The following is a 12,105-nucleotide window of genomic DNA, read 5'->3' on the forward strand; positions in this document are numbered from 1 at the left end:
GTAGCTTGTACACTCACTACGACATTTTTTGGAGACGTTACCATGACTCTCAAGCAAACCCGACTGGTCACCACCGACGTGGCGAAGCTGACGCGCTTCTACGAAAGCGTCAGCCAAGCGAAGGCAGAGGTCCTTAGCAATGACTATGCCCAATTCCAAAATGAACCTTGCAAAGGATTGGCCATAATAGCCCAAGCGACGACTCAGGCGTACGGCGACGGCGTCGCCGCAGCGGCGGCCAATCGTTCCGTGATCCTCGATTTCGAAGTCAACAACGTCGATGCTGAATACGAACGGCTCCAGGACATCGTGAGCGATTGGGTGATGCCGCCGAAGCTCATGCCTTGGGGCGCCCGGGCTATCGTCTTTCGCGATCCTGACGGAAACCTCATCAATATTTATGCCCATCCGTGAGGGCGCCAGCTTTGAAGATCACCGAAACCAGGAGTCAAAGCATGGCCACCTTCGATCCACATCTTAGAAAGCGTGTCGCCGTCCTCGACACCGAGATGAGCTATGTCGATGTAGGCGAAGGCAATCCCATCGTCTTCCTGCACGGCAATCCGGCGTCGTCGTACCTCTGGCGGAACATCATTCCGCACGTCAGCGATATCGGGCGGTGTCTTGCCCCAGATCTGATCGGCATGGGCCAATCGGGCAAGTCGCCCACCTACTCCTACCGGTTCGTCGATCATGCGCGCTACCTCGACGCCTGGTTCGACGCGATGAATTTGAGCAAGGCCATTCTGGTCATCCATGACTGGGGCTCGGCGCTCGGCTTTCACCGCGCCTACCGCTATCCGGATCAGATTGCGGCGATCGCTTACATGGAAGCTGTTGTCCGACCGTTCAGCTGGGACGATTTCGGTGCATCGGCCGACGGGTTCCGCGCACTTCGGTCGAGCGAAGGTGAACACCTCGTCCTGGACGAGAACTTCTTCGTCGAAAAAATGCTGCCGGGGGCGATCATCCGAACCCTCAGCGAGGAGGAGATGGCCGTCTATCGTGCGCCTTATGCCCAGCACGAAGCACGGCTGCCGACGTTGATCTGGCCGCGACAGGCCTCCATCGACGGCCAACCCGAGGACGTGACGTCGATCATCCGGGCCTACTCGGAATGGCTCAGCCAGAGTGAGATGCCGAAGCTGTTCATCACCGGCGACCCCGGGGCGGTTATCTCGGAGGGTAGCGCAAACCAGCAGTTCTGCCGGACCTGGAAGAACCAGCGCGAAGTCACCGTGAAGGGCCGGCACTTCCTGCAGGAGGACTCGCCCGACGAGATCGGCGCCGCCCTTCGACAGTTCGTCATCGAAACACGCCGCTCGGCGCACGGCCAAGCCGTCTAATTCATAACAAAATCGGAGATAATCATGACTGTTTTAGTTACGGGCGCCACCGGCAACGTTGGCTCGGTTGTTGTCAATCAACTTGTTGCGGCAGGCTTTGACGTTCGAGCTTTCACGCGCTCACCCGAAAAGGCGACATTTCCGGCGGGTGTCACGCCGTTTAAGGGTGAACTGCTCGATGTGGATGCCCTGCGGGCCGCAATGGACGGCGTCGAAGCGGTATTTCTTCTAAGCCCGGTCGTGCCGGATGAGCTGAACGTCACAATTTCCGCTCTCAATCTTTGTCGCGAGGCGAAGATCAAGGCAATCGCCTACTTGTCCGTGTTTCGGGTCGAGGAAACCGAAGACGTTCCGCACTTCGCGTCAAAATTTGCCGCCGAGCGCCTGATTGCGAAACACAATATGCCGGTGACCATATTGCGTCCGAACGCCTACATGCAGAGCCCGGGCGTTAAGGATGCGCTCGGCCACGGCGTGTTTCCATTCCCGATCGGGCAAAAGGGTGTTTCGTTTACCGACGTTCGCGACATCGCTGAGGTGGCCGTGCTCGAAATCCAGCGCCGGCTGGCGTCCAGTGAACCGCTCGGCCCGGAAATTTACGAGGTGGTGGCCGAGGACGTGCTGACCGGAGAAAGCGGCGCGAAACTCCGGAGCGAGGCACTTGGCCACCCGATCAAATATATCGGCGACGATATCGACCAATGGGTCCAGAGCTTGCGAGCCTTCGCCCCCAACTGGATGGCCTACGACTTCAAATACATGATGAAGCATTTCCAGGAGGACGGCCCGGTCTCGACCGCCGCCGGGCTTGAGCGCCTGCGCGAGCGTCTTGGCCGCAACCCGCGCTCCTACCACGACTTCGCCGTGGAGAGCGCCAAGCTGTGGAGCGAGTCTTCCAACTAATCAGGGAGAGGCACAGGCCGTGCAGGTCTGCGTCTCGCTCGCCACCCAAACTTAAATTGCAAGGACAATCAAATGAGAATCACACGCCATCGATACACGGTGAAGCCGGAATACGTCGCGCAGAACAGGCAGAACCTTGATGAGTTCATTGCAGCGCTGACGTCGGCTGCAGTGCCAGGCCTCTCTTATCGAATATTCCTTGAGGAGGACGGGCAGACCTTTCTTCATCTGGTGACCTCTCAAGACGATCCGTCCGCAGTCATCACCGGCCTGCCATCGTTCAAGAAGTTCCAATCGGAATTGTTGGCGAGCGACCCTGTCGCAACGCCAGACCAAGTGGGCATGTCGCTCATCGCGTCAAGTGGAGAATCGTTCAGGTAGGCCGCTGGCCGGTCACCGTCTTCAGTCTTTTATTCCGAGGCTGCCGCAGTGTCCGACGCGCTTTCTCCAGAACAAGCAAAAAGGATGAAATCTATGTCTAATGAAAAAGTGGTGCTTGTTACTGGTGGCACCGGCAGCCAGGGCGGCGCGACCGTCACGCATTTGTTGGCGGCGAAAAAGGTCCGTGTGAGGGTCCTGACGCGGAACTTGGACTCACCGAAGGCCAAGAGCCTGGCCGCGCGTGGCGTGGAGCTGGTCAAGGGTGACTTTGACGACGTGGCATCGCTTAGGAAGGCGTTGGCGGGCGTGTCCGCTGCGTATTCGGTGCAGCAATGGACGGAAAAGGGTGGAACCGCGGCGGAGGAGCTAAACGGGAAGCGATTTGCCGATGCGGTAAAGGCAGCGGGCAGTCCTCATCTCGTTTACTCGTCGGCCGAGGGGGTCGAGCGGAACAGCGGCCTTGCCCACTACGAGAGCAAATGGGCGATCGAGCAACACATCCGTGATCTAGGACTACCGGCGACCATTCTGCGTCCGGTCGGTTTCATGGATGCGTTCGGCGTCCCGGCGTTGCAGCGCGGCATGTTCCTCGGAATATTCAGAGCGAACTTCGGCCCAACGCTCCCCATCCAATTCGTGGCCACCTACGACATAGGTTGGTTTGCCGCGCGCGCTCTGGAAGATCCGGAAAGCTACGCCGGACGCGTCATCCCGCTCGCCGGGGATCAGTTGAGCATCAACGATATCGTCAGGACCTTCAAGACCGTCACCGGAAAGAAGCCCTGGGTGGCGCCGATTCCCGCCTTCCTAGCCAAGAGGGCGATGCCGAAGGAGTTCTTGGACATGTTCACCTGGATTCGCGAAAAGGGCTTCAAAGCGAACATTGCAGAGGCGCGGAAAGAAAATCCCCAGATGCTGACATTTGCCGGTTGGGTAAAGAAATATCGGGACGAACACTGACCAGAGATCGTTTTTTAGAGTCGGTCGCCAATTAGCACATGGCTGTCAAGCTCGAAGAGCTGTCCGCTCCCATTCCGCAATTTAACATCGAGGAGAGACTATATGACCAAAGTCGCAATCTTCATTCAGCTGAAGGCGAAGGCAGGCAAGGAACAGGAAGTCGCTACATTCCTTCAGAGTGCACAAGGGTTAGTTCAGCAGGAACCTTTAACCATCGCCTGGTTTGCGGTTCGTTTCGATCAATCGACATTCGGCATATTCGACGCGTTCGAGGAGGAAGAGGGGCGCCAAGCGCATCTTAGCGGTTCGATCGCCGCCGCCCTGATGGCAAAATATGACGAATTATTTGAAGGGCCGCTTGAAATCAGACAAGTCGAGGTTCTGGCGGACCGCCTTTTGGCCTGAACAACATTCTCCGAGCGAGCGAAGTGCAGCCCGCTTCGAGAAGTTTTAGCCGCCCCGACATGCGGAATTGTACCGTCGGCCGCCGGGCTGGAAAAGGGCCGCTCGGTAGATTTGGCATTCAGGGGTGCAGCGAAGAGGCTCAGTCCCGCTACCGGGCCAAACAGCAAGCTTGAAGGCCTCACTATCACGTCGTCGTGGCTCCTATTGAAGGTCATTCGACGTCCACCCTGTCAGAATCGTATCGGTCGCCTGTCGATGCATCTTGGACAGATTTTCGGGGGTGAAGCCTGCCCGGGCATACAACGCCAGCGTTAAGAGGACTCCGGTCAATGCTATCGCCAAGCCTTCCGCGTCCGCACCGGGAGACAGATCGATCCCGGCGGCATTCGAGAGTTTTCGCTGCAATATGGATCGAGCTGTTTCCAATGCGCTCGCCAGTGAGGTTTGGATCTCTAAGTCATTGCCACTCGCGGCCGGAGCGGTACCGAAAACGAAGCAGCCGAGCTCATCACGAGTGTAGATGGTTGCTGCGAAGTCGAAGAATTGATCGAGGCAGTTTCGCAAACTACCAGGCTGATCCAGAATTCGACCAGCCTCGTCCACGAATTTACTCATGAATCTCTCGAGCGTGGCTAGGTATAGCCCGCGCTTATCACCGAACGCGGCAGCGAGGTTCGGGCGATTGAGGCCCGCCGCAGCCGCAAGCTCATCGAGGGAGGCGCCGTCGAATCCCTTGCGCCAGAAAACCGGAAGCACCCGGTCTAGCGCAGCTCCTCTATCGAAGCTCAGGGGGCGGCCGCGGGTACGGGAACCATTCAACTTATTTTCCTTCGAGTTCGCAAGAAATGATTGACGGACACATTATCCTGCGGTATCGCAGGAAAATCAAGTTTGCAATTAAAGACGGGGGTAAATGGCAATGTCTGCAGCAAGGATGGGGACTTTGGCCTGGGCTGATAGGACGGGCGGTCGGTTGAGTGCGGACGAAACAAATGCACTTGCGCGGAACCTTGCTTCTCTGAGGGCTGAAATCGTGTTTGACGAGGCCCGTTACCGGCTTGGGCTCCTTCGTCCTTCTAGGATTGAGTTGGATAGCCTGACTCCGCCCGATACGCAGTTCGTGCGCGACGCAGATGAATTCGCCCGTAGTGCCTACAGCGACGTGCTGTGGGCGCACTGCCTTCGGACATACTATTTCGGAGCGCAGGTTGCAGCGTTCGACGGCATTAAGTTTGATCGCGAGTTGTTCTACGCAGCCGCGATCTGCCACGACGTTGGCGTCAACGAGGAAGTTGGAGGGCCTGTTGCCGCCTGCTGCTTCGCGCACAGTGGCGGTCGCCTAACCTGCGACAGACTTGCCAACAAGGGACACGGCGAGTGGTCTGTTCGCGTCGGTGATGCAGTCTCCACGCACATGAATCTGGTCGTGCCCCCGGATCAATACCCTTCGGAAAGCACGCTCGTCGCGGTGGGCGCAACTTGCGATATCTTCGGCGCTTACGTTCGCCGGATCGAGCCAACGACGCTGGCCGCAACGGTGGAACGCGCTCCGCGTACCGGCCTATTTGAGGCATTTGGACTGTTTCTCTCCAAGCCACATCTGGATGGCAGCAGAACCGCGCTCCTCGTGCAGATGGGTGCATTCGAGAGCAACGGGACGCATCCGGTCGAGAGCGTACTTGCGAGCCAGCGATCAGCCGACGCCAACAACGCAGCCGAGCAAGACATGGGCTCAGCCATTCCCCTTTCGGAAAGGTAATTCAGTCAATGTCGCAAGAGAACAACAGTGCCGCGATCAACTCGATCCTCGATCGGTTCGCGATCGAGGACTTACTGACCTCGTACGCTCGTGCGATTGACCGGCTGGACATTGAATTGCTCAAGTCGCTCTATCACGAAGACGCGCGAACCGAACATGCCTGGTTCGAAGGTACGGCCCGCGATTTCGCCGACAAGGTGATTGCCTTTTCTCGCGACACATTCGCCTCGACGATGCACCACGTGACCCACACGCATATTGCCTTGAACGGCGATGCTGCGGCCGCTGAGTCCTATTATTACGCCTATCATCTGCTTGAGGGCGACACCGACAAGGTCGCCGGGTTCTTCGGAAAATCCTACGCCGAGCGTTGTGCGAAGGACGGCACGATCGACGACGGTCATGAGTTCATATCCGGTGGCCGCTACGTCGATTCGCTTACCAAGCGGAACGGCGTCTGGGGTTTGGCCAACCGCGAGACCACGGTCGAATGGAAGCATTTCCGCCCGGTGACCCATGGCGATCCGGGTTCGGGCATTGAGAAGATCGTTGCGCCGGCCGGCCGCGACCGAAATGACGTTGCCTATCGCGTTTTCGCCGCGATCGGACGCTGAAGCAAAGCGGCCCGACGGCAGCAGATCAATTGGACAAGGACAACGCACATGGGCGCTAAAGGACTAATCGAAGATAACTTTGCGACCTCGGGGGGGTCCGGAGCGTCTAAGCCAACGGTCGTGCTCGTGCACGGCGGCCTCGAAGATGCGTCAATCTGGCATTTGGTGATTCCTCGGCTCCAACGCGATGGCTACCCCGTGGTCGCCTTTGCCAATCCGCTACGCAGTCTGGGCATCGACGTCGCCTACTTGCGGAGCGTCCTCGACGGAATCCAGGGCCCGGTGATTCTCGTTTCCCACGCCTACGGCGGGGCCGTCATTACCCAAGCTGGGGACCACCCAAAGGTCAGCGGCCTTGTCTACGCAGCCGCCCCCATGCCTGCGGTCGGAGAGCGCCTCAAGGATTGCCTCGAACGGTTTCCCGGCTTCGACTTCGCCTCATCCGTCAACGTGACCAGATATACCTTGCCCGACGGAACCAGCGGCGCATATTCCCTTGTCCGAGCCGACAAGTTCCGCGCCCTCCTTGCCGCCGACGTGCCCGAGGACGAACTTGCCTTGATGATGGCCACTCAGCGCCCAATCGACCTGGCCGCCATCACCGAGCATCTAACGTCCGCGGCATGGACGAGCAAACCGAGCTGGCAAATCAGGCCTCTGCAGGACGCGGTGTTTCCTGTGGAAGAATATAAGCTCCAGGCCGATCGCGCCCACTCCACCGTCATCGAGGTGAACTCCTCGCACGCCGTCCCCCTCACTTATCCGGACGTCGTGGTCGATGCGATCGGGCAGGCTGCGCGCTCCACCCCGACGTAACGACAGCCTGTTTAGCGGCGCTGCCAGCGCCGGCATTTTAGTTCGTATCTGGATTCAGGAGTGCCGCGGATGTGCGGCCAGTAGACCATTGAGAGAGATGACCAATGAATAACGTTTCGATTTTCTGGATGCAGCTTACCTCAAGTGTATTCGTCTTGACTGTCATAGCGGTTTTGTATGTTTGGCCCGCATTAGCCAAGCTTCCCCTTAAATCTGCTCTAACCATCCTGCTCTTTGCGCATGTGCCAAGATACGTGGGCATGACACTGCTCGTTCCGGGCATGGTCGATTCAAAACTGCCGTCCGCCTTTCTTTCCGGCGCCGCCTACGGCGACCTCCTGGAAGCAGGGCTCGCGCTCGCTTGCATCCTTCTCCTGGGTACCAATTGGCGTTTCCCTATTCCTCTCGTGTGGGTAACCAACATTTGGGGATTTGTGGACCTGCTGAATGGAGTGCGCGGTCTTCTGCAAATAAACTTACCGACCTACGACATGGGCACCTTTTGGTTTATCTATATTTTCTACGCTCCCGTCGTACTCGTCACACACTTACTCATCTTTTTGGTCTTGGTGAAAGCTAAGTCGTGGCGAATATAACTCTATGACGTGATCGTATTTGTGCCAATGTCATTGTATTTGGGCGGAAACGAAATGCGCCTCCGGATGTTTGAAGCTGATTGCAAGGAGAAGTGCTTTGGCCATGGATAAAAAGGTCGTAGTCATTAGGGCAACGACGGGAGTAACTCGAGGAGCCGTCTTCCATTTCGTTGTGCCCGCCGAGGGCGCACAGGATGCGCGGCACTAGCGGAGGGGCATGGTAGGGTCAGACCAAAAGCTGTTTGAAATCGTACTAACGCGACGGTTCCTATTTCCTCCTCCGCGCAATTGGACAACGTTTCTCAGCTTGTCCGACAAACGTGTAGTCTCGCCGTCATGTCCAAGTCCTGCGCTGGCCGTGAATAAGAGCTTGCCGAGGTCACCGCGCGACACCAGGATTGCCTTTCCACCGGCTTCTAATGTCTCGTCATCCAAGGAAAACATTGTCGCATAGGCATCGCGAGATAGGCCGGCAAGGAGTGCTGTGATCGCCATCTCGCTGACCGGCTTGCCGGTCGCGTCAAGCAGCGAATTGTTCCGCTGTTTCGTGCGGGTAAGCGCGTGGTCCACGCCGGCCAATTCGAGCACCCACCAAGACGCATGGCGCTGTATTCGTGAATGAAGTTGTATCGACTGCTGCCCTCAGACCTCGCTGTCGAACCAGGGTGTTTACGGCGTTTCGGCGATCTTCATCTGACGCGTAGCTAGGTGGGAGAGGATCATAAATGGTGATCAGATGAGCTCCTCTGCCAGTCATTGACGGATGGAAGACCCTGGAACTGGAAAGTGCCTGACGGAAAAGCTGGCCGAATGACGCTGCGCAGGGATGGAAGCGGTCTCTTGGAGGGGCCGATCAAGCAAGCCGTGACCTGGGAGATCAAAGGCAATGAGCTGTGCATCAAGATGGGTGTGATGATCGGCACGAAATGCCTGACCGGTGTCGCCGTGAAAAGTGGCTTCCAGACGTTCCATCACCGAGATGCTGCGTTTCTTTTCACCAGATAAGGGGTCTGGACTGCCGTGAAGTTTCTGGCAATCCCGAAAAATACGCGTGTCAGGTCGGTAGCGAAAAAAACTCCGCCGAGGTCGCAGGTCCTGACCTGATGGTGGACGGGTCCGCTCCGGGCATCGCAATGTACCAAAGTGCGGCTGTCGAAAGTCATATGAGGGAGAGCCGTTCATGGAGAAGATTACCACAATTGGTCTGGATATCGCCAAGCAGGTACTTCAGGTTCACGTTATCAATGGTGCTGGCGGCTCGGCGAGAGGAACGGCACTCCAGATAGCAGTGCGTCGCCCAGTCAAAATCCGACGCGGAAAGTGACCGAGCGGCATTTGTATTTGACCCGCAACGGTCAGCAGGCCGTCGTCGAGTTTTTCGAGTTGACCGTGTGGCCCAACTTTCCACTCGTCATTGATCTTCGACATGCGAACAGTCTCGCTGGGTCGGCATCGACAATAGTTCAGCTATTTCGTTCCGACGTTAACGAGCGTTCGTGAAAAGCCCGAGAAGCGGGCCTTTGCTTCCGTAAACAGGATCCTTGCGTGGACGACCCACCTTGGGGATCGTCGCGAGTGCATTCCTGTGCTGTTCGGCAGTCGTGCATTCGTCGTACGTTCCAGAGGGCGGATATGCGCCGACGACCAGGAAATCGCCGGATGCAGAGAGGCATTGATGACCGGTGCCGGCCGGAAGGACCGCCACATCGCCCGCCTTCAGGGACAGCGTCCGGCCCTTCTTGCCGCCAAACTGTACCTTGGCCGTGTCGCGTGCGACGCCCAGCACCTCGTGTATTTGCGAATGGTAGTGAACGTAATCGTAGATGCCATTGCGCCAGCTATCGCCCCAGCCATTGGCCCCGAAGAGCGCTTCCATGACTGCGGCGGGATCGAATTCGGCTGGCAACCTCACGGCGCCCCGGTAGACGACCAAAGGCCACGCCGGATGGTTGGGCACGAGGCCATCATCCTTGAACCGAAAGGCGTTCGCTTTTCGCAGCCTGACGAGACCGGCAAGCTTTTTCTCGCTCGGTTTAGCAAACCCGGTGACCCGCTCGACAGCTTTCTTCGGGCTCTCCAGAATGGTCATGCCGAGCCTCGCGTTGGGACTGGCCACGCCCAAGCCCTAGTAGCTGAGCTTCGGATACCAGTCGGTTCCACGCCCGGCAGGGGTAAGATCAAGGATCGACCAGAGCGGTGCGATGTCTGGAGCGTCTCGCGGATCCTGTCCGGGGTCGGCCATCTCCGCCGTCATCGCGCTCGCCCAGAACAGCCGTACTTGCTCACCGTCGCGCTTGAATACGACCAAGGCTGGGTTCTCAGTGCCGTCAGCGTTAATGAGCTTGAGGTCATTGGCGTAGTCGTCGCCGACCGTCTGGACAAAATCCAAATCGCGCCACCCACGTTCCTGTGCGAACGCGATCTGTCGCTCGACCGGGCTGCGTCCAAGAATTTTGAGGCTCACCCGCTGCTTGATGTCAGCAGCATTTCCGTTCACCGCACCTAGCCAATTCGTGCACATGGGACAGGGGCGCGCGCGCTGCGGTCCGAACATCCAGAAATAGGTTACAAGTATGTCCTTGTCACCGAAAAGCTCAAGCAGTGCGAGATCGGCGCCGTTGGCATCCTGGAAGCGATAATTTTTCTCGATGACCGGTCCATCAGGCAGGCCTCTGCGCTGCTCGGCAACTCGGGTCATATGCCGACGAAATTCGATTTCGTCCTTCAACAGCGCCTGTCGCGCCTCTTGATACTCATCGCTCGCATCAGGAAAAGGCGTCCGACCTTTTCCTGCAAGTGCGTCGGCGGGCGTGAGTATGCCGCTATCCATGAGAAATCTCCACGATGTCCGCTATGAGTACAGGCTACATGCAATTTTGGGCGGGAAGCTCAAAAGTCAACGATCGACCTGGCTCCGAATCGGTGGTGTCCGTGCGCCTGGGCTGCGCGAGCAGAATTGATCATCGCATCACCGGCAGTTCCGCCTAGCGTTGAGTAGTGGACCCAGGCTTTGGGCGGCGCGCCTTTTCGAGGATTGATACCTCGGCGCCGACAAGGGGTGTCATTTCTTTCGTGTGATTACCCACTCAGTGCCCAGAACTCTGAATACATCGTCGCTGACAGGCGTCAGTGCGCTTCCATCTGATGATTCAGCTACTCGTTCGACAAGAGTCCTTGAGTCCACGCCGACGCCAGTCTCTATATCGTAGACGTCGAAGAGGCTCACCTCATGATCCTTTCCGAACTCGTCGAGACCAATGAAGCGCTCAACAAGAACGCGTTCTCTACCCTGCATATCCGATCTCCTTGGTGTCGGTTCGATTTGGACCACGAAGGCCCACCGCGAGCAAGGCCTACATGACGTGCGTCATGGTCGGCCGACGCAGAGATCTTTGGCTTGGTGCCGGATCGCGGCAAGCCTGATGGGGTCGAATTGCTGGCAGCAGAGATTAACTCGGTCAGTCGTGGATTCAGCCTTATGGCTTTTGTCACGGGTTTATGCTACAGATGTGCTACTTTGTGATCAAAATAGAGCAGCAAAATCAGTGCTTAAAGGCGATGGCGCGCTGGATCTCTTCCGGGGTCTTCAACCGTCTCAGAATAGCTCCGACATTTCCGTGGGTTAGCGCCGAGTAGGGGGCAACACTTGGGTGAGACGCCGCAGTGAACGCCAAAAACGCCTGACTTTTGGTCGTCCGTCTCTGTCGGGCGAATTCCGTAGCCAAGTGTTTGCCAAAGTGATGGTCGACTGATCAGCGAGATGCTCGCCCGATGGTTAGAACCCTAGGAGTGAAGCCTGGTCAGCCCAGGCAAGGGGGAGGTCCGACAAGCGGGACAGCTGGTGCGCCGTTAGTTCAACAGGTTGATCACCTGCAACGTGTCTTCATGTTGGATCGTCCTTTTGATCGGTCGATCCACCTTATGCCCCGTCTCAAAATCTGGGACCACCCCAAAAAATTGGGACCACCTCAGAAAGCCTAGGAATAACGGTGGAGAATCTTGCGGCTAGCACGCCGGATTTACGACAAGTTGGTCCTTCAGCTCTGGAAGAAGCATCGCAAGCGAAGAGTGAAAGCGAAACTCAGGGAGACTGTCGGACCGAACGATGTCTGGCCTATGAATTTTGTTCATGACTAGCTCGCGACCGACAAGAAGCTGCGCATCCTGACTATCGTCGACACCCATTCGCGCTATTGCCCGGCGACCGATCAAAGTCGCGAAGGCAGGGACCGACTCGGAAACATCGCGTAAACATATTCATTCAAAAGAACGTCATCAGAGCATTTCGGCTCCTTGCAGCATCCCCTGCGCAATTCGCTTGCGGT

The 12,105-nt window shown here is 57.4% G+C and carries 16 protein-coding genes and 2 pseudogenes; 13 read left to right on the forward strand and 5 right to left on the reverse strand.

Annotated features, from left to right (window positions below; translation table 11 throughout):
* The first annotated feature begins 42 nt into the window (after positions 1 to 42).
* The 6 genes from A3A9_RS0132705 to A3A9_RS0132730 all read left to right on the forward strand — a co-directional run bounded on the left by A3A9_RS0132705 (position 43) and on the right by A3A9_RS0132730 (position 3,995).
* Positions 43 to 414, forward strand: a complete 372-nt coding sequence (locus A3A9_RS0132705; protein ID WP_027062365.1) for a VOC family protein — start codon at positions 43 to 45, stop codon at positions 412 to 414.
* Positions 415 to 455: 41 nt separating this feature from the next.
* Entirely contained in the window at positions 456 to 1,346 is an 891-nt protein-coding gene (locus A3A9_RS0132710; protein ID WP_027062366.1) for a haloalkane dehalogenase, read from the forward strand.
* A gap of 24 nt (positions 1,347 to 1,370) precedes the next feature.
* On the forward strand, positions 1,371 to 2,249 hold the full coding sequence (locus A3A9_RS0132715; RefSeq protein ID WP_027062367.1) for an SDR family oxidoreductase: 879 nt from the start codon (positions 1,371 to 1,373) through the stop codon (positions 2,247 to 2,249).
* Between the two features lie 72 nt (positions 2,250 to 2,321).
* Positions 2,322 to 2,630: a hypothetical protein gene (locus A3A9_RS40050; RefSeq protein ID WP_051371365.1), complete on the forward strand. Its 309-nt coding sequence runs from the start codon at positions 2,322 to 2,324 to the stop codon at positions 2,628 to 2,630.
* Between the two features lie 48 nt (positions 2,631 to 2,678).
* On the forward strand, positions 2,679 to 3,590 hold the full coding sequence (locus tag A3A9_RS0132725; protein ID WP_152536227.1) for an NmrA/HSCARG family protein: 912 nt from the start codon (positions 2,679 to 2,681) through the stop codon (positions 3,588 to 3,590).
* Positions 3,591 to 3,692: 102 nt separating this feature from the next.
* Positions 3,693 to 3,995 (forward strand): putative quinol monooxygenase, encoded by a 303-nt coding sequence (locus A3A9_RS0132730; RefSeq protein ID WP_027062369.1) that lies wholly within the window; start codon positions 3,693 to 3,695, stop codon positions 3,993 to 3,995.
* Between the two features lie 201 nt (positions 3,996 to 4,196).
* On the opposite strand, the gene A3A9_RS0132735 is transcribed toward A3A9_RS0132730, so the two are convergent.
* Complete coding sequence (locus A3A9_RS0132735) at positions 4,197 to 4,814, reverse strand: TetR/AcrR family transcriptional regulator (protein ID WP_033838966.1); 618 nt, start codon at positions 4,812 to 4,814, stop codon at positions 4,197 to 4,199.
* 268 nt (positions 4,815 to 5,082) lie between these two features.
* Here A3A9_RS0132735 and A3A9_RS40055 point away from each other — a divergent pair, with 268 nt between their 5' ends.
* From A3A9_RS40055 to A3A9_RS0132755, 4 genes are all read left to right on the forward strand, one after another.
* Positions 5,083 to 5,754: a phosphohydrolase gene (locus A3A9_RS40055; RefSeq protein WP_152536228.1), complete on the forward strand. Its 672-nt coding sequence runs from the start codon at positions 5,083 to 5,085 to the stop codon at positions 5,752 to 5,754.
* 8 nt (positions 5,755 to 5,762) lie between these two features.
* A complete protein-coding gene (locus A3A9_RS41985) occupies positions 5,763 to 6,368 on the forward strand; it encodes a nuclear transport factor 2 family protein (RefSeq protein ID WP_051371371.1) in 606 nt (201 codons plus the stop codon).
* Between the two features lie 48 nt (positions 6,369 to 6,416).
* Positions 6,417 to 7,184, forward strand: coding sequence for an alpha/beta fold hydrolase (locus tag A3A9_RS0132750; protein ID WP_051371372.1), 768 nt, complete (start codon positions 6,417 to 6,419; stop codon positions 7,182 to 7,184).
* Between the two features lie 104 nt (positions 7,185 to 7,288).
* The gene (locus A3A9_RS0132755; protein WP_027062372.1) at positions 7,289 to 7,780 is read left to right on the forward strand and encodes a hypothetical protein; all 492 of its coding nucleotides are present in this window, start codon (positions 7,289 to 7,291) and stop codon (positions 7,778 to 7,780) included.
* A gap of 204 nt (positions 7,781 to 7,984) precedes the next feature.
* On the opposite strand, the gene A3A9_RS45945 is transcribed toward A3A9_RS0132755, so the two are convergent.
* Complete coding sequence (locus A3A9_RS45945) at positions 7,985 to 8,368, reverse strand: AAA family ATPase (RefSeq protein WP_027062373.1); 384 nt, start codon at positions 8,366 to 8,368, stop codon at positions 7,985 to 7,987.
* 222 nt (positions 8,369 to 8,590) lie between these two features.
* Between A3A9_RS45945 and A3A9_RS0132765 the strand changes: the two genes are divergently transcribed.
* On the forward strand, positions 8,591 to 8,785 hold the full coding sequence (locus A3A9_RS0132765; RefSeq protein ID WP_027062374.1) for a hypothetical protein: 195 nt from the start codon (positions 8,591 to 8,593) through the stop codon (positions 8,783 to 8,785).
* 175 nt (positions 8,786 to 8,960) lie between these two features.
* Positions 8,961 to 9,062: pseudogene (locus tag A3A9_RS45420) on the forward strand (IS110 family transposase); the annotation flags it as partial.
* A 201-nt stretch (positions 9,063 to 9,263) separates the two neighbouring features.
* Here A3A9_RS45420 and A3A9_RS0132770 read toward each other — a convergent pair.
* The 3 genes from A3A9_RS0132770 to A3A9_RS0132780 all read right to left on the reverse strand — a co-directional run bounded on the left by A3A9_RS0132770 (position 9,264) and on the right by A3A9_RS0132780 (position 11,075).
* The gene (locus A3A9_RS0132770) at positions 9,264 to 9,869 is read right to left on the reverse strand and encodes a cupin (protein ID WP_027062375.1); all 606 of its coding nucleotides are present in this window, start codon (positions 9,867 to 9,869) and stop codon (positions 9,264 to 9,266) included.
* A 36-nt stretch (positions 9,870 to 9,905) separates the two neighbouring features.
* Complete coding sequence (locus tag A3A9_RS0132775; protein ID WP_027062376.1) at positions 9,906 to 10,610, reverse strand: DUF899 family protein; 705 nt, start codon at positions 10,608 to 10,610, stop codon at positions 9,906 to 9,908.
* Positions 10,611 to 10,841: 231 nt separating this feature from the next.
* Complete coding sequence (locus tag A3A9_RS0132780) at positions 10,842 to 11,075, reverse strand: hypothetical protein (RefSeq protein WP_027062377.1); 234 nt, start codon at positions 11,073 to 11,075, stop codon at positions 10,842 to 10,844.
* A gap of 719 nt (positions 11,076 to 11,794) precedes the next feature.
* Between A3A9_RS0132780 and A3A9_RS44395 the strand changes: the two are divergent.
* Positions 11,795 to 12,010: pseudogene (locus A3A9_RS44395) on the forward strand (IS3 family transposase); the annotation flags it as partial.
* Positions 12,011 to 12,105 lie beyond the last annotated feature (95 nt).

Source organism: Mesorhizobium loti CJ3sym (assembly GCF_000472785.1).
Classification (GTDB): Bacteria; Pseudomonadota; Alphaproteobacteria; order Rhizobiales; family Rhizobiaceae; genus Mesorhizobium; species Mesorhizobium loti_E.

Bases quoted from the DNA above. Each gene is read 5' to 3' on its own strand.
- A3A9_RS0132705 (WP_027062365.1), top strand. From the start codon at position 43: ATGACTCTCAAGCAAACCCGACTGGTCACCACCGACGTGGCGAAGCTG.
- A3A9_RS0132710 (WP_027062366.1), top strand. From the start codon at position 456: ATGGCCACCTTCGATCCACATCTTAGAAAGCGTGTCGCCGTCCTCGAC.
- A3A9_RS0132715 (WP_027062367.1), top strand. From the start codon at position 1,371: ATGACTGTTTTAGTTACGGGCGCCACCGGCAACGTTGGCTCGGTTGTT.
- A3A9_RS40050 (WP_051371365.1), top strand. From the start codon at position 2,322: ATGAGAATCACACGCCATCGATACACGGTGAAGCCGGAATACGTCGCG.
- A3A9_RS0132730 (WP_027062369.1), top strand. From the start codon at position 3,693: ATGACCAAAGTCGCAATCTTCATTCAGCTGAAGGCGAAGGCAGGCAAG.
- A3A9_RS41985 (WP_051371371.1), top strand. From the start codon at position 5,763: ATGTCGCAAGAGAACAACAGTGCCGCGATCAACTCGATCCTCGATCGG.
- A3A9_RS0132750 (WP_051371372.1), top strand. From the start codon at position 6,417: ATGGGCGCTAAAGGACTAATCGAAGATAACTTTGCGACCTCGGGGGGG.
- A3A9_RS0132755 (WP_027062372.1), top strand. From the start codon at position 7,289: ATGAATAACGTTTCGATTTTCTGGATGCAGCTTACCTCAAGTGTATTC.
- A3A9_RS0132765 (WP_027062374.1), top strand. From the start codon at position 8,591: ATGACGCTGCGCAGGGATGGAAGCGGTCTCTTGGAGGGGCCGATCAAG.
- A3A9_RS0132770 (WP_027062375.1), bottom strand. From the start codon at position 9,869: ATGACCATTCTGGAGAGCCCGAAGAAAGCTGTCGAGCGGGTCACCGGG.
- A3A9_RS0132775 (WP_027062376.1), bottom strand. From the start codon at position 10,610: ATGGATAGCGGCATACTCACGCCCGCCGACGCACTTGCAGGAAAAGGT.
- A3A9_RS0132780 (WP_027062377.1), bottom strand. From the start codon at position 11,075: ATGCAGGGTAGAGAACGCGTTCTTGTTGAGCGCTTCATTGGTCTCGAC.